The sequence below is a fragment of the Mesorhizobium sp. WSM3868 genome, from assembly GCF_002294785.1.
GTDB lineage: Bacteria > Pseudomonadota > Alphaproteobacteria > Rhizobiales > Rhizobiaceae > Mesorhizobium.
Genome location: NZ_NSGB01000001.1, coordinates 632,057 through 656,860, shown reverse-complemented (window position 1 = coordinate 656,860; position 24,804 = coordinate 632,057). Strand labels below are relative to the sequence as shown.

17 protein-coding genes and 6 pseudogenes are annotated in these 24,804 nt (G+C 59.0%); 14 read left to right on the top strand and 9 right to left on the bottom strand.

Annotated features, from left to right (window positions below; genetic code table 11):
• Positions 1-131 precede the first annotated feature (131 nt).
• A pseudogene (locus CK221_RS29605) lies at positions 132-339 on the top strand (ISAs1 family transposase); the annotation flags it as partial.
• 337 nt (positions 340-676) lie between these two features.
• Here CK221_RS29605 and CK221_RS02950 read toward each other — a convergent pair.
• The 7 genes from CK221_RS02950 to CK221_RS02915 form a co-directional block, all read right to left on the bottom strand.
• Positions 677-1,861 (bottom strand): TlpA disulfide reductase family protein, encoded by a 1,185-nt coding sequence (locus CK221_RS02950; protein WP_179294519.1) that lies wholly within the window; start codon positions 1,859-1,861, stop codon positions 677-679.
• 1,172 nt (positions 1,862-3,033) lie between these two features.
• A complete protein-coding gene (locus CK221_RS02940) occupies positions 3,034-4,266 on the bottom strand; it encodes a cytochrome P450 (RefSeq protein ID WP_095776620.1) in 1,233 nt (410 codons plus the stop codon).
• A 94-nt stretch (positions 4,267-4,360) separates the two neighbouring features.
• Positions 4,361-5,053, bottom strand: coding sequence for an OmpW family protein (locus CK221_RS02935; RefSeq protein ID WP_095776619.1), 693 nt, complete (start codon positions 5,051-5,053; stop codon positions 4,361-4,363).
• Between the two features lie 1,315 nt (positions 5,054-6,368).
• The gene (locus CK221_RS02930) at positions 6,369-7,325 is read right to left on the bottom strand and encodes an ImmA/IrrE family metallo-endopeptidase (protein ID WP_095776618.1); all 957 of its coding nucleotides are present in this window, start codon (positions 7,323-7,325) and stop codon (positions 6,369-6,371) included.
• Positions 7,322-7,849, bottom strand: coding sequence for a helix-turn-helix transcriptional regulator (locus CK221_RS02925; protein WP_095776617.1), 528 nt, complete (start codon positions 7,847-7,849; stop codon positions 7,322-7,324). The genes CK221_RS02930 and CK221_RS02925 overlap by 4 nt, the downstream gene beginning before the upstream one ends.
• Before the next feature lie 15 nt (positions 7,850-7,864).
• Positions 7,865-8,512 (bottom strand): hypothetical protein, encoded by a 648-nt coding sequence (locus tag CK221_RS02920; RefSeq protein ID WP_095776616.1) that lies wholly within the window; start codon positions 8,510-8,512, stop codon positions 7,865-7,867.
• Positions 8,509-8,715, bottom strand: a complete 207-nt coding sequence (locus CK221_RS02915; protein ID WP_010913797.1) for a ribbon-helix-helix protein, CopG family — start codon at positions 8,713-8,715, stop codon at positions 8,509-8,511. The genes CK221_RS02920 and CK221_RS02915 overlap by 4 nt, the downstream gene beginning before the upstream one ends.
• 148 nt (positions 8,716-8,863) lie before the next feature.
• Here CK221_RS02915 and CK221_RS02910 point away from each other — a divergent pair, with 148 nt between their 5' ends.
• The 9 genes and pseudogenes from CK221_RS02910 to CK221_RS31025 all read left to right on the top strand — a co-directional run.
• A complete protein-coding gene (locus tag CK221_RS02910) occupies positions 8,864-9,520 on the top strand; it encodes a multiubiquitin domain-containing protein (RefSeq protein WP_245430566.1) in 657 nt (218 codons plus the stop codon).
• Positions 9,495-10,682, top strand: coding sequence for a ThiF family adenylyltransferase (locus tag CK221_RS02905; protein WP_095776614.1), 1,188 nt, complete (start codon positions 9,495-9,497; stop codon positions 10,680-10,682). Before CK221_RS02910 ends, CK221_RS02905 begins: the two co-directional genes overlap by 26 nt.
• Positions 10,679-11,083 (top strand): DUF6527 family protein, encoded by a 405-nt coding sequence (locus tag CK221_RS02900; RefSeq protein ID WP_095776613.1) that lies wholly within the window; start codon positions 10,679-10,681, stop codon positions 11,081-11,083. The genes CK221_RS02905 and CK221_RS02900 overlap by 4 nt, the downstream gene beginning before the upstream one ends.
• 924 nt (positions 11,084-12,007) lie before the next feature.
• Positions 12,008-12,742 (top strand): annotated as a pseudogene (locus CK221_RS30680) (leucine zipper domain-containing protein); the annotation flags it as partial.
• Positions 12,743-13,201: 459 nt separating this feature from the next.
• The gene (locus tag CK221_RS02880) at positions 13,202-14,632 is read left to right on the top strand and encodes a phosphomannomutase (protein ID WP_095776610.1); all 1,431 of its coding nucleotides are present in this window, start codon (positions 13,202-13,204) and stop codon (positions 14,630-14,632) included.
• Positions 14,632-16,047, top strand: a complete 1,416-nt coding sequence (locus CK221_RS02875; protein WP_095776609.1) for a mannose-1-phosphate guanylyltransferase/mannose-6-phosphate isomerase — start codon at positions 14,632-14,634, stop codon at positions 16,045-16,047. Before CK221_RS02880 ends, CK221_RS02875 begins: the two co-directional genes overlap by 1 nt.
• A gap of 754 nt (positions 16,048-16,801) precedes the next feature.
• Positions 16,802-17,776, top strand: a complete 975-nt coding sequence (locus CK221_RS02870; RefSeq protein ID WP_095776608.1) for a hypothetical protein — start codon at positions 16,802-16,804, stop codon at positions 17,774-17,776.
• 412 nt (positions 17,777-18,188) lie between these two features.
• On the top strand, positions 18,189-19,370 hold the full coding sequence (gene ubiM, locus CK221_RS02865) for a 5-demethoxyubiquinol-8 5-hydroxylase UbiM (RefSeq protein WP_095776607.1): 1,182 nt from the start codon (positions 18,189-18,191) through the stop codon (positions 19,368-19,370).
• 464 nt (positions 19,371-19,834) lie between these two features.
• Positions 19,835-19,959: pseudogene (locus tag CK221_RS31025) on the top strand (helix-turn-helix domain-containing protein); the annotation flags it as partial.
• Positions 19,960-20,564: 605 nt separating this feature from the next.
• Here CK221_RS31025 and CK221_RS02860 read toward each other — a convergent pair.
• Positions 20,565-20,913 (bottom strand): annotated as a pseudogene (locus CK221_RS02860) (LysR family transcriptional regulator); the annotation flags it as partial.
• A gap of 250 nt (positions 20,914-21,163) precedes the next feature.
• Between CK221_RS02860 and CK221_RS30120 the strand changes: the two are divergent.
• The 4 genes and pseudogenes from CK221_RS30120 (at position 21,164) to CK221_RS02845 (ending at position 24,221) form a co-directional block, all read left to right on the top strand.
• The gene (locus CK221_RS30120; protein ID WP_179294520.1) at positions 21,164-21,307 is read left to right on the top strand and encodes a hypothetical protein; all 144 of its coding nucleotides are present in this window, start codon (positions 21,164-21,166) and stop codon (positions 21,305-21,307) included.
• A 49-nt stretch (positions 21,308-21,356) separates the two neighbouring features.
• A complete protein-coding gene (locus CK221_RS02855) occupies positions 21,357-22,139 on the top strand; it encodes a sulfotransferase (protein WP_095776606.1) in 783 nt (260 codons plus the stop codon).
• A 390-nt stretch (positions 22,140-22,529) separates the two neighbouring features.
• Positions 22,530-22,707: pseudogene (locus CK221_RS30675) on the top strand (transposase); the annotation flags it as partial.
• A 344-nt stretch (positions 22,708-23,051) separates the two neighbouring features.
• The gene (locus CK221_RS02845; protein WP_095776605.1) at positions 23,052-24,221 is read left to right on the top strand and encodes an MFS transporter; all 1,170 of its coding nucleotides are present in this window, start codon (positions 23,052-23,054) and stop codon (positions 24,219-24,221) included.
• A gap of 104 nt (positions 24,222-24,325) precedes the next feature.
• Here CK221_RS02845 and nifH read toward each other — a convergent pair.
• A pseudogene (gene nifH / locus CK221_RS02840) lies at positions 24,326-24,500 on the bottom strand (nitrogenase reductase); the annotation flags it as partial.
• Between the last annotated feature and the right edge of the window lie 304 nt (positions 24,501-24,804).

Sequence of the window (24,804 nt, the reverse complement as noted above, 5' to 3'; positions counted from 1 at the left end):
CTATGCCTTCACGCTGCGGGCCGGCTTCAGGCTGACGTTTTGAACGCAGCCATGTCTGACGCTGAGCCGTAGACGATGCGTGGAGTGACGATTTGGAGTAAGGACGCACAATACATCTGCGCGAAATCCTGATCGAGAACGCGCTGCACTGGACCCTCGACGTCGCCGCAGCGAGGATCAATCCCGCCTCCGAAAGGGGCACGGGGCGCATTACATGGCTATCGTCAGGCATTTCGCCATCCAAGCGTGCCGTCACGACAAGCCCCCATCAAGCTCAGGCGCAAAAAGGCCGGTTGGACCGACTATCTCGCTGCAATCCTCGGAGAACTTCGCCGTTGACCCCGATTCGGAGCTCTGCCCAAACGGCGCCGACCTCGGCCAGGATGTCAGGAATATCCGGGCGGGCGTGATCCGGCTGGCGTGAAGGTGTTGTTCGCCGGACATCAAATTTTTATTCCCGACGACCGTCTGGCGCTGGTTCGCGAAGCCGCTTCGAAGCGCGCAAAGCCAGTAGCTCAGCTGATGGCCCGCCTAACCAAAGGCGGCCATCGTAGTAGACCGCAGTCCTTCTGACCGACGTCCAAGCGGCCCAGGCGATTTCGCAAGCCGGACGCGGGTTCGCGCCGTTCGCATCAAGAGCTGCCCGGCCAAGTTGTCCCTCGCATAAAGCTGACGGTTAGCCGCAAACGGTATACCAGCTGTCGAATCGGCCATTGTTTGGAGCCACGCAAAGACCACCGTAGCAGACATTCTCATCCTTGAAGTAGGCCAGGAACTGTAGCAAATGCAATACTTCGTCCTGTTCATCTTCGTCGCGGATCCGCTCCGGAGCACCCTGCGACTTCAGTGCAAGGTGGATCAACTCGATCGCCCGATCTTTGTTGCCGCTCTCGTGATAGTACAGGGCTGCCAACGGATAAGGCAAGAGCTTGCATTGGTCGCTTTCGGGGGGATTCAGTTCCAGGATGTGTTCGGACAGCTGTTTACCCATTGCCAAGCGCTCAGCAGACGGAAACTGCGAATAGTCAAAGTTCGGGGAGAAGAGTTCCTCTAGCGCCGCAGTCATCCATTTCTCGGATTTTCTGTGGATCGCGTCGCGAACGAATTGGCTCATGACCGGCAAGCCGACCTGCATGTCCTTCATTGTGCGAAGCAACAGATTCACGTGAGAACGGCGCAAACCGAGGTTGTCCGGCATCAAGGCGATGCCTTCCTCGATCGCCGAGAGCGCCGCCTTCCAATCCTTCTTCTCCACCGCCGCGCTATATATGTCATTGATCTTCTTCTTCAGCGCCTGTTCGCGCGCTATCGTTTCGCCTACCGCGATCCGCTCCCTATCGGCGGATTTTGCTTTATTGCTGGCGCGCCAGCTGCCAGTAAGCACTTTCGGCAAAACCTCATCGAGTTGCATCGGGTAACCGATAAACGCGATTTGGCCGTCTCGGTCGACCACGAACGAGGTCGGAAGCGCGAAAGAAAAGCTGGGCTCCATCCAAAGCGTGTTCATTTCGCCGGTGAAGTCGAACGCGATCCGATAGTTCAGATTCATAAACTTTTCGGTCAACCAAGTGTCCAGCGTGCTTCGGGCCTCATCGGCCGTAGGAGCGTCTTCAGAAGCCGCGACCCCGATGATCTCAACTCCGCTGTCCTTGTATTTCTCCTGCAGCTGCATCAGACGGGGCATTCCATCCACACAAGGGGCGCACCAAGTTGCCCAAAATTCGACGATGTACACTTTGCCCGGCTCAAAGCTGGTGAGGGGCTCGCCACGCAGCCAGCTCTCGACTTGAATCGAAGGGGCCGGGGACCCGATCTGCAATACCACGTTGCGGTCTAATGCTTTTTTCAAAGCTTTCTGCATTGGTTTCCTCTCGGAGGCGGACGGGTTCAGGGAAGCATCCTTGTCTTGCACCGTTGCTTGTGTGCAAACGCTATGCCAGCGGGCTCAGCGCGCTAACCCCATGATATCTTTGAAAAGCCTCTGAAGTGCCCGGATAGCGGTTGTAATGAAACTGACAAGCCCTTTGTCAAGTTTTGGACGCGCATTGCCCGCTTTAAGGTGGGTTGTCCCTTATGTTGAGGGTGATGCATGCTCGTTGCACTTACTTGGAGAGAGTGGGGCGGGGGGCAGCCCAGAGCCAGATGAGTCATCAGCATGTTGCGAGGCCTGACTCCAGCGTCATCTTTGAATGAATCAGCGTGAGGGGGATACTTTGGTGGGTGATCATGGATGGGTTCTCCTTGTTCTGTGAGGCGTGTCCGGGACCGCGCACATTCCGTGCCAAACGAGAAAGCTCGTTTCGGCAATGAGTAATCGGACTCTGCTATGTTGCGGATCCCACATTGTCGGGAATCGGACAGCGCCAGGAAGTGCGTGCCACTTAAGTTTCTATCTTGCCCGTCGCTGGGGCATGGCGCTGCTCGCCGGCCGCACGAGCAAAAATTGACGACAGAAAGACCGCCGGCCGCGCGGCTAGCGCTCAGCCGTTGCTGCGATCAAATCAGGACCGCGGACAACCTCCTTCGCGAGTGGCGGCCGGGGCCCGGAGATTAGGTCTTTCTCTCGCCACCACCAGTCTGGAAACCTCAGGATTGTTTCATTGTATCTTCGAGGTCAGCCTGGCACCTCAGGGCTTGAAGACATGCAATCAGGATATGACAAAGCACTCGTGGCCAACACCGGTTGGCAGCATGCAAAATGGGTCGAGGAGGCCGGTGTCTGCTTGCCAATCTCGCCGGCTCAGATCGTGCTCTCTATCGGCGGCGCTGGACCGGGTGAGCACAACAGCCTCGTGGCCGACGCTTTGGCCGCGGCCGGCTGGGCACGCCGGAGTTGAGGCAGCCGCCCCGCCAGCATTAGCTGCCAGCCAACGGCAGATCGGCCCTGGCCGGATGCGCTTGACCCGGGCAACCACCTGCCGCGGCTGTTGTGGCCAGCGGAGAGGCAGGAGGGCCCCGAGTACGGCTAATCGCGGAACAACTGGTCGAGCCTTCCACGCAGAATCAGTGAAGCCGGGGTGAAGGCCGCACTCTCTAGGCCATGGACGGGCGGAAGGTGACCGGCAGCCTCTGCGGGCAGCGAATGACGTAAGACGGCATGTAGACAACGTCCTCCGCGGCGATGGTCAGCGCCAGATCCTTCAGCCGCCCAAACAGCGCGGGGAAGGCGCAGCCCAATTCCAGGCGCGCCAGCGCAGCGCCCAGGCACGAATGCGGCCCCTGGCCGAACGACAGGTGCGGGTTGTGCCGCCGGGTGACATCGAACCTGTCGGCGCCCGGACCGAAGGCCCTTTCGTCCCGGTTCGCCGCATGTAACGCCATCAGCACGGCGTCGCCGCGCCGCACCATGCATCCGTCGATCTCCACGTCCTGGGTGGCATAGCGGAACGGCAGATTGGCCGCTGAGCTGCCCCAGCGCAGAATCTCCTCGATCGCCTGTGACCACGGAACTTGGCCGCTGCGCACCAGGTGTAGTTGCTGCGGATGCGTCAGCAATGCCAGCATGCCATTGCCGATGACGCCGGTGACAGTCACGAAGCCTGCAGAGAGCACCATGAACAGCATGTCGATGAGCTCGGTGTCGGAAACGAGCTCGCCATTGTCGCGTGCGACGATCAGCGCCGAAGCCAAATCGTCGCCGAGCTGGCGCCGCTTGAGCGAGATCAGACAACGGAAGAACTCCGGGATGCGCTGCCGCGTCTGTCGCACCTCTTCGGCTGTGGCGGAGGTGTTGGCCAGGCTGTAGGTGAGCGCGACGATCTCTTCACGCTGTTCGTCCGGCAAACCGAACAGTTCGGCGATCACGTTGGTGGGCAACGGAGCGGCGAACTCGCACATCAGATCGGCACTGCCGCCGCGCTGCGCCATCTCGGCCAGGAGTTGATCGACGCGTTGTTCGATCCGTGGCGCGAGCAAGGCAATACGACTGGGCGTGAAGCTGCTGGACAGCAGGCCGCGCAAGCGCCGGTGATCGGCGCCGTGCGCGGTGGCCATGTTGTCCACTTTGCACATCCCGATCAGCGGATGATCCTCGGGAATCTCGCCGTCCTGCAGCGCCCGCCACTGTCGCCAGTCCTTGTTGAAACGCTGGTCGGAAAGCATCCGCCTGAGCGTCTGATGACGGCCTGCCGCCCACGTCACCACATCGCCAGGCAGCGACACCCGCGCCACCCCCCTCTGCCGCAGAATTGCAGAAGACAGACCATCAAGTTGCGTGGGAGCGGCCGGCACACCGATCACGTGCCGATGATCGTTTTCTACGCGCATGCCAACAACTCCCTTAAGACCCATCGCGGTGCCACTTCTCGGCGCGGATGATCCGGGCGCGGACTTGGAAAATGCCTCTTCAGGTGCTTCGTCCTTAGAAGCGGTAGGTGAGACCTGCGCCTACCAGCCATGGATCGAGCCTAGCCTTGCCTGTGAGCTTAGCGCCGGCGACAGTGACGTCGAAGTCGGGCTTAAGGAAAAGCTTCTTCACGTCGAAGTTCACGCCCCAGTGCTGGTCCACCATGTAGTCGAATCCGACCTGCAGCGCGGCGCCGAATGTGTTCTTGACCTTGAGATCATCGGCGCTGCCGGCTTGCTGATGATGGAAGATCGTATAGTTCACGCCGGTGCCGACATAGGGCTTGAAGGCGCCGAAATCGGTAAAATGATACTGCAATGTGAGCGTTGGCGGCAGCAGCCAAACCTTGCCGATCTTGCCCAACCCGCCGATCGAACCTTGGCCATAGATGTTGGCATAGGTGGTGCCGAGTATGAGTTCGGCGGCGATGTTGTCGGCGAAGAAATACGATATATCGAGTTCCCGCGTCACGCTGTTCGAATAGGAAAGACCGGAGCCGGGCACCGCGTTGACGTAGCCCGAATCCTCGGTGATCACCCCCAACGCGCGCATGCGGATCTGCCAGGGGCTTGGCGCTTCCGCGACCGGGGATCCTACCTTCGCAAGGCTCGCGACTTGATGAATATCTGCCGCGCCGGCCTGTCCCGCAACGATGAGGACGACAGCCGCTGTTACTGCCCGCGCCACGCCAATTCGGGCTCTCGCCATACTCTTCTCTCCTTGATATTCAGAAGCGACGCACTGCGCCCTGATTGAATCCTGACCGCATCAATCAGATTGACGGAGCGGTCATGCGGGACAGCCCCCGCATATGTCGTGCCAAATGAGAAAATGATTGCGAAACAAATGCGATCGCTCTGAGAGCGCTGTGTCTCATGTCCGACTTCGTCGAAGATCAAACAACGAATGCAGACGAAGCCACCCGGGTAGGCAAATGCAATCCAGATTCGGCCCGGTTCTGAGACGGGAACGGGCTGTACGTTTCAAACCCTCGAAGATTTCACGCGGCATCAGCCTATATTCACGATGCGGTCGCAGACCGGGCACCGTGGCCACCGCGGGGAGTGGCTTGCCCGCGTACCTGCCCTGACTGGCAATTCGCCGCATGACGGCGGCTCTGCACTTCGGGCGGAGAACCTGCCCCACCTTGGTGTAGATGCGCTGTTTCGATTGCAGCGTCGCTGACGAGACCGCCGTGGCACTGAAGAAGCGATCGCGGACAAGAGCTGGCAGCACCCATGTCCGGAGTCGAAAGACTCATCGGTGGGACGGACAGACCCAGATATTTCCATCGGCCGCTCGTTTTTTAAGCCGATCTTCGTATGCCAGGGTTTCGTGTGGTTGCCTGACAGCTGTTTTGATCCGTCGGACCACATCGCGCACCTGGTCTGCTCCGGCGGCGAGGCGCTTCTCCCCAAGCGAGGAACACCCGCTGTGCATGGAAGGCAGCGATGTTTTGCGGACATTTGCCGGATCCGCCGTTTTCATAGGGCACGGCAGGGTAGGTCCTTGCGGTTTGTCCTGATCGACCCGACCGTTTGGCCGCTGATGGGCCGCTAGCTGCAGCGCGTTCAGGCCTTCCGACAAGCAAAATATCTGCTACCGACATCGCCACCGGCCTGTCAGAGCTTTGAAGCACCTCAATCCCACAGGGCGCGCCAGCTGAGCGGGGCGAGCAAGAGGCCAAAGGCGATCACTGAGCCAACGGAAGGCGGGATTTGAACGCCTATGTTCTTCAGCCGGCGGCATCCATCGCCGGCGAGAGTGCACACTTTGCGCCAAGATCTTCGCTGCGTCTTGTGGAGGTCTGTGCATCGTGAAACCAGGCTCGTGCGCTGCAGCTGCATCGGCGCAATTTTCCGAAGCAGCGCATTCCCACGCGCGAAGTCATCCATCCGAGGAGAAGCTGGCGGACTGACGGAACGTCGCAGAACCGCCTCGCCGAGACGGAGAATACCTCTCTACAGTTCGTCCGCCTCAAAAAGAGCCCGACGATCGACTGAGCGCCTGGAATGAGGGGAAATCAGGCTACCCTGTAGCCGACGGGGGAAATGCGTTGGTGCTTCTTCTTGTAAATGCAGTAAGTGAGCAAATCATAAGTATTTGAGAAGCTGTGCAACCAGAATATGTGAGGTTCGCCGTTCGCATCATAAAAGATGCTTTCGCCTTCGCCTACCGGACCCCGCTTGCGGTTCGTTGCGTGATCGCAGATCGCGGAATAGGCGACTTCGGTCGTGATGCCCGGAAAGTGCTCAGCTAGCGCTTTCGATCTCGGGAAATAGGCCACATTGTCGTTCCCCGCCTTCTCGCAGATATCCCTGTGATAGGGATGCCGGCTGACAACGCCGAAGGCAGGAAATTCAGGATTGCGTTCGCAAACCATTTGCCAAAGCGTTGTAGTAAGGGTGTTCCCGTAGCGCTTGCGAAGCTGCTCAATGCTCTTCCATTCAAACGAGCAGTCCAGCGCTTCGGGACGAAATCTTCCTCCGAGGAACAAGAGATGGCGCCCACCGTAATTGGCTTCCGCCTCCATTGCCTGATGGAATGTCGGGTTCAGAGTGGACTCATTGTCCCCCAGAAGCAGGGAGCGATGCCAAGGAAGAAGGTCATGGGTAATCTCATGTGCGATGAGGAAGCGTCGCTTCAGCTCGGCTACGTCATCATCGATGAAGATTCGCTTGTCGCCTTCCTTCAGCATCAGGATACCACGAAGGCCATATTGCTGGACCACATCGACCATGCGCTTGGCCGTGCTGGTGATCTCGTTGCCAGCGAGTCGCGCCCGGTGGGCGATCTCATCCAGTAAGCTCAGGTTCGCTTTGCTATAATAGGTAAGGTCAAGCTTTTGCAGCGCGCGCACCTGCTCGAGCCGTAATGGGGGCTCTGGATTGCCGAGATCACGGAGCAGACGTGATATGTGCTCATGGATATCTCGGCGCTCAAAGTCCCCAATTATCGGCTCAATCGCGGACATGATCATCCATTCTTCTTATCGATTGAGGCCAGTACCTTGACGAAATCGTTGAGGTCGCGCCTTTCAGCCTGGCTTAGCTTCGATAGGTCGTCCGAACTCGCGGCAAAACGATGCGCCGCTTCGGTGAGATTGTCGTTCTGCGCAGACGATGCCGCGGTCAGCTGTTCTACAGCACGTGCTGAAACCCCAATGAACTCGGCTAGCTGATGAACGGTACGCGGGCCTGGAACATAGCAGGGATCCTTCTCCACCTTCTCCAATTCCGCCGCATCAACACGAATTTTGGCAGCCAACTGCGCAATGCTCAATCCGTCCTTGCGTCGAAGCTGATGCACCAACTTAAAAAGCACAACAGATTTCTGTTCGGAGGCAGCCGAAGGCTGCCCCGCAGTTGCTTGATGACGAGACTTCTCCTGCATAAGACGTCCAAGCGGAGCTGCATCGCGCAGCGGGAGTCCCGCGTCGCAATCGACATCTGGATCATGTTCGATATGGCTGCGCAGCCAATCGGCAGTGAAATGTAATTTCATGGTCGACTCCTCTTGCTAGTGTTGCACGGATAGGAAAGTCGCAGCATCCCTGCTGGAAAGCTCGAAGTATCTCAGACCTTTATGCACTCCTTCGCTATCCGCTCCAAGATCCGTCATTCCGATCGCATCTCGGTAGAAAACTTCTGCGCCAGGAAGTGAATGCAGACCGATACGGCCACCAAACTCTTCTTCCAGGCTCAAGCTGACGGCCGTACCAACGAGCACACGCCCCGCACCCTTGTAAATCGGCTCAGCAACCAGCTTTGGTCGATTCCATGGAGCCGTCGCCAGAAACTCCACGTAGATCAGCGGCACTCGCTGATGCTCGGGGTGGCGACTGAAGCAGTCTTGGCCCCCTTTGCGCGTCATCATGATGGCCTGTGTGCTGCCACCACATTCGAGCACGAAGAAATCGAACAGGAATGGATCGTCCAGCGCAACCAGCGCCTTCTTGCCCCATTCCCAATGGGCATCTTCTGCATTGACCTCCGCTAAAGTCTGAAGAGAGGCCTTGGCTTCCCTCCGACGCAACTCAAAAAGCGGCCGCCAGCGTCCCTCGATATGCGCGAGATTGGTGCTGTCCAGGCCATGATACAGATCTGCATCTTCGAACCGGCCTGTTGCGCGATTTAAGAGAAAGACGCGATCGATCAGCTCTTTCATAGAACCATCAGCTCTACTTTTTCTGACTTATCTGCGCTTTCGACAAACACCTTTTCGCCACGCGCCAGTCGATCGTCGACTGATTTGTAGAGCCGCAGCGCTTGGCGAACGAGCGCGGTTTTGGACAGCCCTTTTTCTTCACACATGGTTTCAAGGACGCTCATTTCCGCGTCCGACAAGTTAAGCGTCATCGTGCGCTTCATGGGCGCCTCCCTAACCGGCATTGTTTATGTAGCTATAAAGTCCATAATTGTCAACCAAAAAATGATGACAAAATAGCTACCAAGTAGCTAGACATTGGCTAAAAATTGCATATATGTTTTGTGCAGAATGAGAGACAAGGAGGCTTCGATGCCTGGCGTGACGAACTTTACATACAAGCTGGACGGCCGTGTGGTGGCTTCCAATGACGCCATCATTTCTGGTCGCGAGGTCCGCGCCCTCGGTGGGCTTGATCCGGCCAGCGACTATGTTCTCATCCAGATAGTGGACAGGACAACGCGTTCGATCGGCCTTGAGGAAGCGATCGACCTGCGGGAGATGCCCCACTCTGAGTTCCTTTCATTCGAAGGCGACAGGACCTTTTCTTTCACCGTCAACGAGCGTGGCTGGGAGTGGGGATCGGCGACAATCTCCGCGGCTGACATCTACCGCTACGCCAGCATCGATGAGGATCTCGAACTGATTCTGGACAGCGCCGGCGATACGGTCATTCCCGCTGACGGCGCGGTGACTCTTGGTGGACAGGGCGTCGAGCGCATCCGCAGCCACGAGGCGAAAACGGTGGTTATCAAGGTCAACGGTCGATCGCGCACGGTACCAAGGAGAAAGCACAGCTATCGCGAGATTGCACTGCTGGCCTACCCCGACGCCAACTTTGAGAAGTTCAAGTACACGATCACGTACCTGAAAGGTATCCACGGCGCGGAAGGTGATCTGGTGGAGGGCGAGAAAATCGAAGTCAAGAACGGGATGGTCTTCAATGTCCGCCGATCTGATAAGTCGTGATCCGCATCTCAAGCGGCTGCTGGACGAGGGGTTTGAGCTCGAGATGCGCGAGCTCGTCCTTCTCGTTCACAGCGTCCCCTACGTGAAGCGCGACAGGTCGCTTGGCCGCGGCACGCTTGTCTGCACGCTCTCGCTGGATACCCAAGGCCTGACCTCGACTCCACAGACAGACCACACCATGTGGTTCACCGGAGAGACGCCCTGCCATCGCGATGGCACGCCGATGACCAATATCATCCACAACAGCAACGAGGCGACTGTCGGATCCGACATCAAGGTCCATCACTATTTCTCATCGAAGCCAGAAGGTACTGGCCGGTATGCCAACATTTACGACAAGGTTGTCACCTACGAATCTCACCTCGCCGCCGCTGCGCGGTCGCACGACAGGACCGCGAACCCGCGCACAGGCGTCACGTTAGCCAGTGCGGAGGACGATAGCCCGTTCGCAATCCCCGATTCTGCGTCAGCCCGCTACGGAATCGTCCTCGCCAATCGCAAGCTCAGAGGCCGCATCGCGATCATCGGCCTCGGCGGCACAGGTGCCTATCTGCTCGATCTCGCCGCCAAGACCCGCGTTGCCGAAATCCACATCTACGATGACGACCAACTTCTCAACCACAATCTTTTCCGCTCGCCTGGTGCTCCCGAACAGGCGCTGGCGAAGAATTTTCCCCGCAAGGTAGATTATTACGCAGCGCTTTACGCGCGTATGCACAAGGGCGTGAGGCCGCACGCCACCAGGGTCAAGGCTGACAACATTGACGAATTTGCAGGTTATGACTTCGTCTTCGTCTGTGTTGACAAGGGATCGTCGCGGCGCGTGATTGCCGAAGGGCTGGTTCGCCTGGGCATTCCATTCGTCGACACCGGCATTGGTCTTGGGCTCGATGACAACACGCTCGACGGTTGCGCACGGGCGACTTTCATTGCCCCCGGCACGCCGTGGGCGGAGGTGGCGACCCATCTGTCGTTCGGTGACGACGATGACGAGGCCGATGTGTACGGAACCGAGATCCAGACCGCCGAGCTCAATTCGTTGAACGCCATCATGGCGATCATGCGCTGGAAGCGCTGGCTGACCTTCTATCGTGATGAGCGCAACGAAAGAAACGCGACATACATGATTGAGGGCAACAACATCACGAACCGGGGGGCATGATGGCTCGGGTGGATTGTCTTACAACGGTCTTTGTCGAAGATATTCCCGAACAGCTGGAAGACGGGGTTCTTTACGTGTCGCGCCAATGCCACGTTGCCCTCCACAATTGCGCCTGTGGCTGTGGCGAGGAGGTTTCGACACCGCTCGTTCCAACTGAATATGACCTTGTCATGGAGGACGAGGGCGCCTCGATCTGGCCGTCGATCGGCAATCACGACTTCCCTTGTGGCTCGCACTACATCATCAAACGTGGCCGAATCCATTGGGCCGGCAAGATGTCTCGCGAGCAGATCGAAGCCGGCCGCGCCTATGACCGCCTTCTCAAACGCGGCGCCGAGCCAAAGGGGCTCAGGGCCATCTTCGCATGGTTCAAGCGCCTGTGGATCAAGTTGATCGGCTAACCAGCGTGAGGCCGAGGGCATAGCGTGTGCGGCCACAGATCAGGTTGGCGACGCCTTGCAACAAGGGCGTTATATATTTGACAGACCCAAACGGATACCGCGATTAGGAATCTAAGGAGTTATCGCTATGTCCATTCTATCCCACCCCTACTTCCACGACGAAGCCGCCGCATTGAGCATGTCGAAGGCATGTTGTGGCCGCAGGGTCCGGTTTGCCACCACTGCGGCTCTATGGCAAAGCACTACTCCCTTGAAGGGTGGCCGTACGAAGCCGTCCAAGAAGCATCCGCATGGCTGAGCGATTCACTTTTCGTTCACTATATGAGCGCAAGCTAACGTAAGGTCATGCTGGTACCGCGTACATGCCTGAAGCCCTAGCGCCGATCACCCTCCGCGCTGGGGCTTTTCTGTGTCTCAAGAAGGTGTGAATGTTGGAGGCGCTTGAGGGACTGTTCAAGGGCAAGTCGTGATTGCTCGACCTTCAATCTAGCATCTTCCACTCCGGCGCGGGAGCGGCCAATCAAGCGGCGCGCGCTATCGACAAGCCGCTGTTCTGTTCCCCATGGATGCATCTCTTGGATCACCGGGCAACCCGTTCAAGCTCTGTCGATAGCTGGTCAGGATCAATCAAACCTCGCCCGAAAAGCGCCAGGACTTTAAGCGCTATGCGCTCGCGCTCATCCTTCCCTGCAGCCAGGTGCTTGGTACAATAGTCGTTCTGGCCTTTCGTAAGAATTGCGAGTTGGGAATCCGCCACACCGTATGCCGACATACTCGTCTCTCCAGACGGACGACGGGAAGAAGATACACCCAGAAAAAGTCAGAAACGAGTCAATTTGAAAGCGTGGATCTGTCAAATATACAATCGCCGCAACAAGCGGCTGTTCGGCAGGTTTGAGGGTGACACCGCGGCGTCGAGAGGAGATGGCCCGCGCCGTCGTTGAACGCAGCTTCTCTAAAGCTCAAGCGGCAAGAACCTACGGTGTGACGCCGAAGGTGGTCGCGCGCTAGGTCGAGCGATACGCGGCTGAGGGCTGCGCCAGCATGTGCGACCGCTCATCGACGCCGAAAGCGGTCGACCAGATTTGGCCCTGCGCCGTCAACGGCTGGCGGGCAAGGACATCGCCAAGCGTACAGGTGTTTCGCCAACGACTGTGAGCAGGGCGCCCAAGCGTCGCCGGCCTGTCACGGCTTAGGGATATGGAACCGGCCGAGCCTGTTCGCCGCGATGAGCGCGACATGCCAGTCGAGATGATCCACATCGACATCAAGAAGCTCGGTCGCTTCGATCGTCTCGGCCACCGCATTACCGGCGATCGAAAGGGACAATCCAACAGCCGCGGCATCGGATGGGAGTTTGTCCATTCTGCACCGATGACGCTTCGCGTGTGGCCTCCTCGCAAATCTCGCCCGACGAGAAGGAGGAAAGCGCGCCATTGCCTTCCTCAAGGTTTGCTTTCGCCTTCTATTCCGGTCTCGGGATGCCGTCGAGCGAGGTGCAAGGTCTTTGCCTTTGCCAAGGCTTTCCGCAAGCTCGGGCTCAAGCACATCCGCATAAAGCCTTATAGGCCGACCACTTGATACAAACCGCGGGCCTATGCCGTCGCCTATCGGACCTCAGACTTCCACGCAGCCGAGTTTCCAGCCTGGCCTCACCGATAAAACTCATCGACCGCATGGCAGCCTCAAGCCACAACCTGTTGAAGCTCCACATCGAGCCGACCTTAATACATTGGCTAAAACCGCAGGGTTCTACGGCGCTGATCCAGAAGGCTTCCCTATCCATGCCATGGATGCATGCCATCCAAACAACCAAGTTTACCGATACGTCATGATGCTGCATAGCGAAGTACCGGCGGGCACCGACCGATCACTCCCTGCCTTGATCGTTAGATGAGCGCGCCAAGAGATTTCAATAGAAGGAGAGCTATGGTTGCCCCTGACTTCCAGTGGAGGCCCTAACTTCCGTTCTGAGCTCCTGTCTGGGTCGTTCTGCAAATTTGATCGGCCGTTACCATGCTGAAGAGAATTACATCTGGATAGACCGATGGCGCTTTCAATAGAAGCACTAGCCCACTGCAATATACCACCTTACCTGTCCACCAGCAAAGCGAAGTCATGAAGTTCGGGTCAAGCGGCGTTCGAGGTTTGGATTCGGAATTGCTCGGCAAGGCCAGCGGGCTTTATACCGAAGCTTTCGCCTGGCGTTTGAGTTCGAGCCAGGTTCAGCCGAATAGTTCGGTCTTCGTAGGCCGCGACCTGCGTGACAGCAGCCAAGCGATAGTCAACAATTGCATGGCGGCGTTGGCCGCAAATGGTTTCCAGCCGATCGATTGCGGCGCCATACCGACGCCTGCCCTGGCACTGTATGCACGCAGACACGGCGCGGCTGCTCTTATGGTCACTGGGTCGCACATTCCAGCCGATCGCAACGGCATCAAATTCTACGGCCCGAATGGTGAGATCAGCAAGGCGGATGAGGCCGCGATTACGCGCTTTGTGGCCGAAAGATCAAATGCATATTGCTTGCCACCCGCTCCTCTGGGAACGACGTGGCCTATCCGCCACGAACAAGCGATGGCCTCTTATCGAGAGCGCGCCAATGACACGCTGGAGCCGGGCTCCCTTTCCGGCCTGAGACTTGGAGTCTACCGGCACAGTTCGGTAGCAGCAATGCTTTTGGTGGAAATTCTTCAATCGCTCGGCGCCGGCGTGGTCGCCGTCGGGAAAACCGAAACTTTCGTGCCTGTCGATACCGAAGCCGTGGATGCAGCCACGATTGCAAAATTGAAAGAATGGGTCCGCGAATTCAATCTCGATGCCATCGTGTCGACCGATGCAGACGCTGATCGGCCACTCATTGCCGATGAAAATGGCGATCTGTTTCGCGGCGATCTGGTTGGGCTCGCCACGGCTCTCTTCCTGAAGGCGGATACCGTCGTGACGCCTGTGACCTCCAATTCCGGCATTTCGAAAGCTTTCGGCTTCGACGTCCTGAGGACAAAGGTCGGGTCCCCCTTTGTCATCGAAGCCATGGAGGCGTCACATCGTGCCGGCAGCATCGTTGTCGGCTTCGAGGCCAATGGTGGCGTTCTCCTGGGGTCGGATTACACGGCGAACGGGAAGACTTTGACCGCCCTGCCGACGCGGGACTCGGTTCTCCCCATCCTGGCTGTTCTCGGTACCATGGCATCGACAAAGAAGAAGCTGTCGCAACTGCGCGAGCTCTGGAAGCTTCCGGTATGCGCGAGCGACCGGCTGCAGGATTTCTCCGCCGAAAGTTCAAGCAGATTGATGGATCGCCTCGCAAACCTAGACGCACTCCATCAATTTCTCGCCCCGTTCGGGACCGTAGCCGAAGTCGACAAAACCGACGGCTTCAGGGTGCGTATGCGCACAGGCGAGATCATACACCTGCGGCCCTCCGGCAATGCACCGGAACTGCGCTGCTATTCGGAAGCTTCGAGCGAGAGCAGAGCCACGACGATCGTCGCCTCGGTGCTGAAAAGAGCGCAGGCATTCGCGTCGCAGACGTTAGAGGGCATTTGATGAAAGTGGTTCCTGTCATCATCAGCGGCGGAGCCGGCTCGCGGTTATGGCCCGCCTCCAGGCAATCGCACCCCAAGCCTTTCCTCAAGATGGCGGACGGGTATTCGCTCATTCAGCACAGCGTCTTGCGCGCCGCTTCCATAGTGGGGGCGGCCGAGCTCGTCACCGTGACCTCCAAGGACCATCTCTTCCTCACGAAAGACCATTTTGACGAGCTGGATTCCGTCGTGCTCCCGCGCACCTTCCTGCTCGAGCCGGAGGGCCGGGACACGGCCGCCGCTATCGCCGCGGCGACCATCCACGCCAAGGCGACACAGGGGCCGGATGCAATCCTGTGCATTTTTCCCGCGGACCAGATGATCGGCGACCTGGCGGCCTTTGGAAGCGCCATCAGTCGGGCGATCGAGCATGCGGGGCAGGGGCGCATTGCAACCTTGGGCATCAATCCAGACAGGCCGGACACGGCATTCGGCTACATCGAGGCCGATGGCGAAAAAGTCGTCCGTTTCGTCGAGAAGCCGGACGTCGAGACCGCCAAATCCTATGTCGCCTCCAAACGTTTCTTCTGGAACGCCGGCATCTTCTGCTTCAAAGCGCAAGTCATGCTCGATGAGATGGCCCTGCATTGCAAGGAGGTGGTCGATGCCGTTCTGGGCAGCTACGAGAACGCCGCAATCATTGACGGCGGGCGCTTCGCCAGCATCGAGCTCTCGGCCAAGCATCTCGCCGTGGCTCCGCGCATCCCGCTCGACCGGGCGGTGATGGAAAAGGCGCACAATCTCGCCGTTGTCCCTTGCGAGATGGGGTGGAACGACATCGGTTCCTGGAACGCAATGGCCGAACTGATCCCTCCCGACGAGAGCGGCAACAGGATCCGCGGCGATGTCCATCTAGTGGACACCGTCGACACCTACATAAGCTCGGACAAACGAGTCATAGGGACGGTGGGCGTCAGCGACCTGGTGATTGTCGATTCCCCCGATGCGCTGCTCGTTGCATCCCGCGATCGCGTCCAGGACGTCAAGAAACTGTTCGAGGGGCTCAAGGCTGCGGGACACGAAGCGCACTTGCTTCACGGTACCGTGCACCGGCCCTGGGGCACCTACACGGTTCTGGAGGAAAGCGAGCGCTTCAAGATCAAGCGTATCGAGGTTAACCCGGGCGGGCGCTTGAGCCTGCAGATGCACCATCACCGCTCCGAGCACTGGGTCGTGGTCAGCGGCACTGCGAAAATAGTCAACGGCGACCAGGAGCTACTCCTGACCACCAATCAGTCCACCTATATCCCGTGCGGCCACAAACACCGGCTCGAGAACCCCGGCAATATCGTCCTGGTTATGATTGAGGTCCAAAGCGGCGAATATCTGGGCGAAGATGACATTGTGCGGTTTGAGGACGTATACGGTCGCACCTGACGGTCCGACGTCTACAGGTCGTGATCAGAAGGTAACTTCGTTGAGGTTTCCCTTTCCTCGTTAAGCTAATGGCGTGCCGAGCTTAAGCGAGAAGATTGCGTTGATTACTGGCATCAACGGTGAAGATGCTCCCATCTGGCCGAAATGCTGGTTAAAAGAGCTATTCGGTCCATTACCTAAGCCGTCGCACGTCCCCGTTCAATAAGGACAATTTGGAACTCAGTTCCTTCGGCGCATGGCACCTCTATGCCCTTCATGCGTGTGCCTCGCGAAGATAGCCGACGTCCGATCGACCAGACAATGCATTGGAGTCGGTCGTGGGCCGGTCGATGCGCAGTATATCTGCGAAATCCGAATCGGAGATTTTGGAGTCCCAAGTTTACGGCGAGGACAAAAAAGTCACCGCACATATTGGCGTTCAACGCGATGCCACCGCGATTTGGCGAGTTGGTGCACTCGGCGGGCGCCACCCCAGCTTCCCCAGAAACAGAGTTGCCATTCAGGGGGGCGTTTATAGGGGCCCGATCTCAAAATACGGCTGTTCTCGATCGAAGGCTCGGCCGGGTCTTCTGTCAGACGAACTTCGGACATTGATCCTAACAGCATTTGCCCCGCCGCAAGGGCTATTGTGCATTGCACAAAATCCGACCCGCGGCTAGACGTCCTTCCGCTGCGGGAATCGGGGTTGGAACCCAGCGGCGGGGCAGCGAGAACCGAGGCTTCGTCGATATCGCATTCATAGCTGAGGACCTTCATGACCCTTTCTAGCCCTGACCAATCCGGCGCCCCCAGTCTCGAGGCCATCGCGCGAAACGGCGGCGTGCTGCGCCGCATCGCCTTGCGCATTCCCACCTATCTTTCGGACATTCGGGAGAACCCGGCATGGCTGCCGATGTTCGTGCTGGCCCGCACCATGCCGGCCCGCAGGATGCACTGGCGTGGGGCAAAGCCGGTTTGCGTGTCCCAAAAGGCCCACGACACGATGTTTGCCGGCGTCAATCGCCAGGACGTTGTCGAGGCGCTGCGGTCGGACGGGCTGTTTTGCGGGCTCGTCCTTCCGACTTTCATCCATGAGGAGATCGCCGCCTTCGCCCGGTGCACGCCTTGTTTCGGCAATTTCGATCGCCGTCTCGAATTCATGCCTGAGGACCATGCCGAGGCCGAAAAGCGTTTCGGCCGCTCCTTGCTCAGCGGCCACTATTTCGAACGCATCCTCGGCTGCGAGGCAGCGGTCGCCCTCCAGAACGATCCGCTGCTGCTCGACATCGCCGCGCATTATCTGGGCGCTCAGGCGAAACTGATCACCACACGCGTGTGGTGGAGCTTTCCCACCGGCCAGGCTTCCGACGCCGACAAGAACCGTGCCTCGCTGGGGAAGTATCATTTCGATCTCGATGACTGGCGGATGCTGAAATTCTTCTTCTATCTGGCGCCGGTCGACGAGGGCACCGGCCCGCATGTCTATGTCCGGGGCAGCCACAAGCGGCGCATCCTCAAGCATCAACTGACGCTGCTCGTCGGCCATCCCGCGCATGAGGTTCTCAACGTCTATGGCGATGACAGCCCCGTCACGCTGACCGGCGAAGCCGGCTTCGGCTTTGTCGAGGATCCGTTTGGCTTCCATATGGGCACCGTGCCTTCGCGCACGCCACGATTGATGATGGAAGTCGGCTTCGGCGTGTCGCCGCCCTCGCGCCGGCGCTTCCATGGCGAGCCGGTCATTCGCTGATCTCGCAAAGTGCTGAAAACAGCTTTCCCCAGATCACACGCCTGGTTCTCCCTTGGGCTAGCTGGTGCCATGGCGTCGTCATGGGATCAGCTGGCACACTGGATCGAGGTCATCCGACCCCGGTTGGGCCTCGACTGACCCAGATCAAGGCCATGTTCTAGTCGGCGTGGTCTGATCGGCCAGTTCTTCAGGGGAAACGCATGTGCTGACCGACAGCCTGATCGTCGCTCCCATCATCTTTACAATCCGGACCATACGGCGCGCAAATGACGCTTCACCAGCCAGGAACCGACGCGAGAAACGCGCCTGAGGCGATGCGGCGGGCCATGGATCGCAGCGCGACCGATGTGCGACATACGGCTCGAATCCAGCAGCGTTTCGCGAAGAGAGCCGACGCGCAGGCGGCACGCTGATGCCCGGCCTTGACCACAGCTTCGACATCATTGTCGTTGGCGCCGGGCCGGTCGGTCTTTCCTTCGCCGCATCGCTTGCCCACAGCGAGCTCAAACTGGCGGTTGTCGAAGGACAGTCCCTGGATAGACTGGCAAGTCCGGCTTTCGACGGTCGCGAGATCGCGCTCACCCACGCCTCGATTGGCATCCTTCGCGAGCTCGGCGCCTGGGATGTTATCCGTGCTTCGGACAAGTCACCGCTTCAAGGCGCACGCGTCCTCAACGGATCGAGTCCCTTTGCGCTGTGTTTCGATTCACCGGGCCGATCCGCAGAACCACTGGGCGTTCTGGTCCCGAATTGCCGGATCCGCGATGCCCTTTTCAAGATCATCCGCTCCCAGGGCCATGTTCGGCTGCTGTGCGGCCACTCGGTCGTGCGTGCAACAAACAGCCGTCAGCGAGCAGTTATAACGCTCTCCAATGGCAGGCAGCTGACCGCTCGGCTTCTCGTTGCCGCCGATTCGCGTTTGTCCGCCACCCGCAATCTGCTCGGCATCGGCGCCGATATCAACCGGCTTGGCAACTCGATGCTGATTTGCCGGGTGAGGCACGAGCGCCCCCACCATCAGATCGCGATCGAATGGTTCGATCATCATCAGACGATAGCGATGTTGCCCCTCGCCAAGGGCGTGTCGTCGCTGCTTTTGACTTTGCCCTCAAACGAGGCCGAAGAACTGCTTGCCCTTGATGACGAGTTGTTCCTGATGGAGTTGACGAAACGCTGTCGAGGCCGCCTCGGCAACATGAGCCTGGCAAGCCAACGCCATATCTATCCGTTGGTCACGACCTGGGCGCACAGGTTCCGGGCGCCGAGCGCCGCATTGATCGGCGACGCTGCCATCGGCATGCACCCGGTGACCGCGCATGGCTTCAACATCGGCCTCGGCGGCCAGAAGCAGCTCGCCCGTGGTATTCAGACAGCATGGCGCGACCGTCGCGACATTGCCGATCCCGACATGCTCCACAGATATGAAAGCCGACTGCGCCTGTCGGCCGCGCCGCTCTACCATGCTACGAATATTCTCGTCGGTCTCTACTCAAGCGAGCATCCGGCAGCACGGCTTGCAAGGCATGTGGGGCTGCGCCTCGGACAACATCTTCCCTTTGTCCGTTATGGCATTGCGGCCATGCTGAGGCGGTGAACCCCAGTCACAGTGGCATCGTCCGCGTGCCGGCCTAGCAGGCTGGCGAGTGTGGTTCGATGTGAGCGGTCGCGGCTGCGCGGAATCGTCGATCGCCGCAAGAGCATGACGCCTTCCTCCCCTTGTATAGGCGAAGGCGTGCTCTGCTCTTTCAGGCGTCTGTGTTCCTAGTGCGGACGACGAGGTATCTGGGCCGGTCAATCGGCTTTCGGTGCTGATTATGGCAGGGCCGCCCCTCTACTGAGCGATCGGTCAGGATTGCTCTGTCTTGGAACGAGAGAGGACCGCCGCGATTTTCGACCCGCGCAGCGCCCAGCCGGTTCCGTGGTTGCACGCTTGCCGTTCCATGGTCAGCCGCATCCGGCACAGCCGGCACACGAGGTGGGCGACCGAACGGACCGTCAGGGGCGCCGATCCGAAGGAGCCCAATTGCTCCCAATGTGGGCCTCGCGGCTGACGGAACGCGGCTGATCGACGCGATGGAGAAGGCCAACTGGTCCAGGCTAGGGCGGCTCGTATCCTCGGCCCCACGCCGCTGCAAGTCGGCTATGCTCTGCGCCGGCACGGAATTGAGGTGAAGAAGTTCTAAACGCCTGGATGATGTCAGGTCGCGAAGTCGCCCCCGGCCGTTGTGACCCTAGACATGCGGCACCTCTCGCGAGCGAGTTCGCTTCGTCAATGTCGGGGGCCAAGACATTGGGCGATGACACCTTTGTGAGTTGGCATAGGATTGGACGTTGAAGCGCATTCTGGAACAGAGTTTGAAATGGCCGAGTTGAGCCCGCTGCGCCGCCTGAGCGAGGACATGACGGCTTGCAACAACGATCGCACATCCACACGGTAGCGAAGGTATTTCGTTTCTCCGGAACGACGATGCGCGCCGTCTTGTACGTCTCCTTCGCGATGTAGGTGATCACGCCGCAAGCTCAGATAGCTGAAGGTGGAGTTCGCACAGGAGGTGCGGTGTCTCCTTCACCCTCATCGCCGCCGCCCGACCCTCCATCATCCAGATCGCTACTGGGCCAGTGTGCCGACAGGCTGTCGGATGGGAGGTCGACCTCGTCACCACGGCGATCGCCCGGCAACAACAACCCATTTCCCTGTACCGGGATGAAATCGGCACCTGATAATCGTCTCGCCCCGACTGATTGCGGGCACTACATGAAGCTGGGAACGCAAACGCCCCTCACGCAGGTCGTCCTCGAGAGGCAGCAATTCAAAGCCGGTGGCGGGTGCTTCCCGGGCGACACGCTCCACGACCGCTTGAAGACCGTCATGAAATCGGAAGTGCCGATCCTGAAGCGGTGCGCCGATTGGGTTGGGTTGAATTATCCCAGGGAATGATAGAGAGCTGGATGTGCAGCAGAGCCTCGCGGACCGCGGGGGCGAGCCCTTCCGCACGGCGTGTTGGGACAAGTTCACGGCCTCTGATGATAAATAGCTCGTCGCGGAAAAGTCGCGCACCGGCTTTAGCGGGTGGAGCATTCACATCAAGGCCCTTGAAGCGCACGGTCGATTCATCCACGGCATGGATGTGAAGTATCCGAACAATCGATTTTGCGACGTTTATGGAGTGCTGCATTTCTGAAGTAGACGTCTAGCATCAAACGAGGCCATGCTCGCTCGAATATGTTCTTCGGACGTTGCGCAAGCTCCATCGATCCGGCTGACGCAACCAAGCCCCAAGGCCGCTTGGAGGCATACCACCGGCAAAAGCTCCGTACGCTTTCCAGACTGGTCGAGATCGGATCGCGTGACGCGTAACCCAGGAAACGGCAAGAGGAAGCTATTCCATGCGCTTCCAAAGTACGCCGGGAGACTATGCGGGAAATGAGCTGGGACTTGCAGACAACGTCGAATTCGCCGAATTCTTTCAAAAAGCCATTTTTAGGAAGGCGGCTTACATAGAGTTGCTGCGCCGTTTCATCCAGGGCTGACATCGTAGGTCAACCCCAGCCGAACAAACCTTAGAACGGAAACACTTGCATGACCCATCCAATGCCTTCACCTAGCCCATTTGTGATCCTTGCGATGCCGAGGGCGGGTACGCATTACTTGGAAGAACTGCTGAACGACCATGCGAGCGTACTGAGCAATGGTGAGTTGCTCAACCGCTATGATACTAACTGGCTCGATAAGGACCGCTTGCTAGGCAGCGATCGCGAGCTCCTCGAGCTTGCCTACTTGCGTTATCCCAACGCAACCGACAAGAAGGTGACGCGCGTTGGTTGCAAGATCAACGAACCTCAGTTTCGCGAGCGTCCGGGCTTTTTTGCTGAGCTCGCTCGTTGGCCATGCCTGAAGGTCATCCTTCTAGTTCGCAGAAACACATTGGAATCGCTGCGATCGCTGACACAGGCGAGGCAAACCCGCCAATGGCTTAAGTACATTTCGGGCAACGACGCGAATCCATGCGTCAAACTGACAGTCGCCTGCTGCGAGGCTTATTTCAAGACCGCCGATGAATTCCACAATCTCGTCGCGCGCTCCTTCGCGTCCACCGACTTGCATGTGGTCGAGTACGAGAGCCTTCTTGGCGAACCCTCTGCGTGCTTGGCAAAAATTTGGGAGTTCCTGGGGATTCCAGCGGTTCGGCTCTCTGGTGCCACTATTCTTAAGCGGCAGGAAGCGCGCCCCCTGGACCAAACGATAGAGAATTTCGGAGAGTTGCGGCGTCACTTCGCAGGCGGACCTTACGCGCGATTCTTTGAGGTTGGTGACCGTCTGAATAGTCGGCGCAGCGGAAAGCGACAGCCTGCCCTTCCTTAGCCTCCGGGACCCAACGTCGACGAGCTCGCTCGCCCTTCCGACAGTAGTGCAGCGCTGAATTCAGGGCGAAAAAGGGGCTCGACGATGAAGGGCAGCATGGGCATCCAAACCTAGAGACCGCACACCCGCAAGGCACCGGCACCACCATCACCGCTTCTCGCAATCGGCACGTCCGTGTTCATACGGCCATGGCGTAAGACATACCAGACCGAGCGAAATAGGGATGCCGCCGGCGAAAGCAAGCGCCGGAATGGCAATAAGGGCTCGGAATGGCCTCCTGTACTGGCAACACCGGGAAGCAGCACGAACATTCGCATTGGTATGGCGATGCCGGGAGTTGCTGCGTGAGACGGCGCGGGCGCACGAAATTGTCATTCACGCCGGATCGACGTGCGCATGCTTGTGTCGGTCCCGCCGAACCTGTCGGTAAGTATCGCGTGCAGCGCCTGAAGGGACGCAGTTTACACAAGCTGCTGAGCGAGTTCGGATATTGCGCAAACGCTACTAGGGCCAGCATCTGTGGGCGAGGGGTTATTGGGTTGCCACAAGCGGCAATGTTACCGACGAATGTGGGGAACCAGACGCCGCCCGAGCCTGACGACAATCTCAACGTGACGTGAGTTCGCGCCCTGTCCGCCGGACGGCGGACCGATCCGGCTTTAAGCCGTAACCTGAAGCCACCGGTTTTAGTCGGTGAAGCATTCACCCGATGCTCAGAAGGTAGCCGGAAACTCCCTCAACGCGCGGCATGGGCTTCCCGGACAGCAGTGCAGAAATGACAAAGCCGGGGCGACAATGTCGGACAGGCGACGTATCTGTTTACGCTATCTGCTTGTTCCAGAATGACCTTTTATTCGGAACGGCACATGCTTGGTTGTCCGCGAGTCATCACCGAGCGAGTCTGGACACCCCATGCCTTTGCCGATCCTTGCACTTGCCATTGCATCCTTCTGCATAGGCACCACCGAATTCGTCATCATGGGACTGCTGCCGGAGGTGGCCGCCGATCTCGGCGTTTCAATTCCATCGGCCGGCTTGCTCGTCACCGGCTACGCGCTGGGCGTTGTCATCGGCGCACCGATCGTCGCTGTGGCGACGGCCCGCCTGCCGCGCAAGCCGGTGCTTGTCGGCCTCGCTACGCTCTTTGTCATCGGCAATCTGTTCTGCGCGCTTGCGCCCAATTACTGGCTGCTGATGGCGGCGCGCGTCTTCACCGCTTTCGGCCATGGCGCCTTCTTCGGCATCGGCTCGGTCGTCGCCGCGAGTCTTGTGCCGCGCAACAAAAGGGCGAGCGCGATCGCGCTCATGTTCGCCGGTCTGACGCTCTCCAACATACTCGGCGTCCCCTCCGGCACCGTGCTCGGCGAAGCCTTCGGCTGGCGCGCCACCTTCTTTGCCGTCGTTGGCATCGGGCTGGTCTCGGTCGCGGCCATCGCCTGGCTGGTGCCTTCGGATGTCGCCGAGCCGAGCGGTGGCCTGCTCGCTGAATTGCGCGTGCTCGGCAAGCTGCAGGTGTGGTTGGCGATGGTGATCGCCTCGCTTGCATCGGCCAGCCTGTTCGCGGTTTTCACATACATCAAGCCTTATCTCACCGACGTCTCCGGCCTGTCGACGGCGACCGTCACCTGGGTGCTGCTCTTGTTCGGCGCCGGCATGACGATCGGCAACCTCATCGGCGGCAGCCTAGCCCAATGGAGGCTGATGCCGACGGTAATCGGCACGCTTTTCGCCATGGCCTTGATGTTCGTCATCTTCGCCAAATTCGGTGCGATAGGGATGGTTGCCATAGCCATCGTCTTCCTATGGGGTATGCTGATCTTCATCGTCGTGCCGCCGCTGCAGATCCGCGTCATCGAGGCGGCTGCCGAGGGCCCGAACCTGGCCGCCACGCTCATCCAGAGCGCCTTCAATGTCGGCAATGCCGGCGGCGCTTGGATCGGTGGCCTCGCTATCTCCTGGGGCGTATCCTACGCCCGGTTGCCGCTGGTAGGTGCGGCGCTGGCGCTTCTGGCCGTCGCCGCCGCTGTGCTGCTGCAGTCAGTCGACCGCCGTACTGTCCTGCAGACGCGGCCGGCGGAATAGCCGCTCTGCGCATGGTAAGTCTGCACCCCCGAAATTCTCCGCTGAATACGAAGGGTAAGGCGATGCGACGACATTCCGAGATGCGCGAAGATACATCCACCTGTTTGCAATTCCCCTGCCTGCTTGGAGTCCGGCGCATGCTGGATCACTGACATCTTCCTGAGTTCGGACGATGTTGTCGCGAGGCAGGAAGGGGATGAGCTTGGAATTGAGCCTGGATGCCAGTGTGTAGGCGAGGTTGAGCTCGCGGTCGGTTTGACGCTCGTTGCAGATCAGTCCGCTCGATGCACGACATGCGGCTCGACTCCAGCAGCGTCTCCCGAAGAGAGCCGACGCGCTGGCGGCACGTTGATGGCCGGCTGTGACGACGGCTTCGACATCATTGACGTTGGCGGGTCGGGCCCTTCCTCCACTTGATCGCTGCTTCGGCACGAGGCGCAGACACGCCGCTGGCGGCCGCTCTTGAGGCAGGTTGTGTCACCGACAGCCGCCATCGCTGCCGTCGCAGTATCGGGCCGATCGAGGACGACCAGAAGCTGTAGATCAGGGCTTTGAAACGCATGGTGTTAACATCCACAGCCTG

Coding starts and splice junctions, on each gene's coding strand:
- CK221_RS02950 (WP_179294519.1), bottom strand. CDS start 1,861: ATGCAGAAAGCTTTGAAAAAAGCATTAGACCGCAACGTGGTATTGCAG.
- CK221_RS02940 (WP_095776620.1), bottom strand. CDS start 4,266: ATGCGCGTAGAAAACGATCATCGGCACGTGATCGGTGTGCCGGCCGCT.
- CK221_RS02935 (WP_095776619.1), bottom strand. CDS start 5,053: ATGGCGAGAGCCCGAATTGGCGTGGCGCGGGCAGTAACAGCGGCTGTC.
- CK221_RS02930 (WP_095776618.1), bottom strand. CDS start 7,325: ATGATCATGTCCGCGATTGAGCCGATAATTGGGGACTTTGAGCGCCGA.
- CK221_RS02925 (WP_095776617.1), bottom strand. CDS start 7,849: ATGAAATTACATTTCACTGCCGATTGGCTGCGCAGCCATATCGAACAT.
- CK221_RS02920 (WP_095776616.1), bottom strand. CDS start 8,512: ATGAAAGAGCTGATCGATCGCGTCTTTCTCTTAAATCGCGCAACAGGC.
- CK221_RS02915 (WP_010913797.1), bottom strand. CDS start 8,715: ATGAAGCGCACGATGACGCTTAACTTGTCGGACGCGGAAATGAGCGTC.
- CK221_RS02910 (WP_245430566.1), top strand. CDS start 8,864: ATGCCTGGCGTGACGAACTTTACATACAAGCTGGACGGCCGTGTGGTG.
- CK221_RS02905 (WP_095776614.1), top strand. CDS start 9,495: ATGTCCGCCGATCTGATAAGTCGTGATCCGCATCTCAAGCGGCTGCTG.
- CK221_RS02900 (WP_095776613.1), top strand. CDS start 10,679: ATGATGGCTCGGGTGGATTGTCTTACAACGGTCTTTGTCGAAGATATT.
- CK221_RS02880 (WP_095776610.1), top strand. CDS start 13,202: ATGAAGTTCGGGTCAAGCGGCGTTCGAGGTTTGGATTCGGAATTGCTC.
- CK221_RS02875 (WP_095776609.1), top strand. CDS start 14,632: ATGAAAGTGGTTCCTGTCATCATCAGCGGCGGAGCCGGCTCGCGGTTA.
- CK221_RS02870 (WP_095776608.1), top strand. CDS start 16,802: ATGACCCTTTCTAGCCCTGACCAATCCGGCGCCCCCAGTCTCGAGGCC.
- ubiM (WP_095776607.1), top strand. CDS start 18,189: ATGCCCGGCCTTGACCACAGCTTCGACATCATTGTCGTTGGCGCCGGG.
- CK221_RS30120 (WP_179294520.1), top strand. CDS start 21,164: ATGCGCTTCCAAAGTACGCCGGGAGACTATGCGGGAAATGAGCTGGGA.
- CK221_RS02855 (WP_095776606.1), top strand. CDS start 21,357: ATGACCCATCCAATGCCTTCACCTAGCCCATTTGTGATCCTTGCGATG.
- CK221_RS02845 (WP_095776605.1), top strand. CDS start 23,052: ATGCCTTTGCCGATCCTTGCACTTGCCATTGCATCCTTCTGCATAGGC.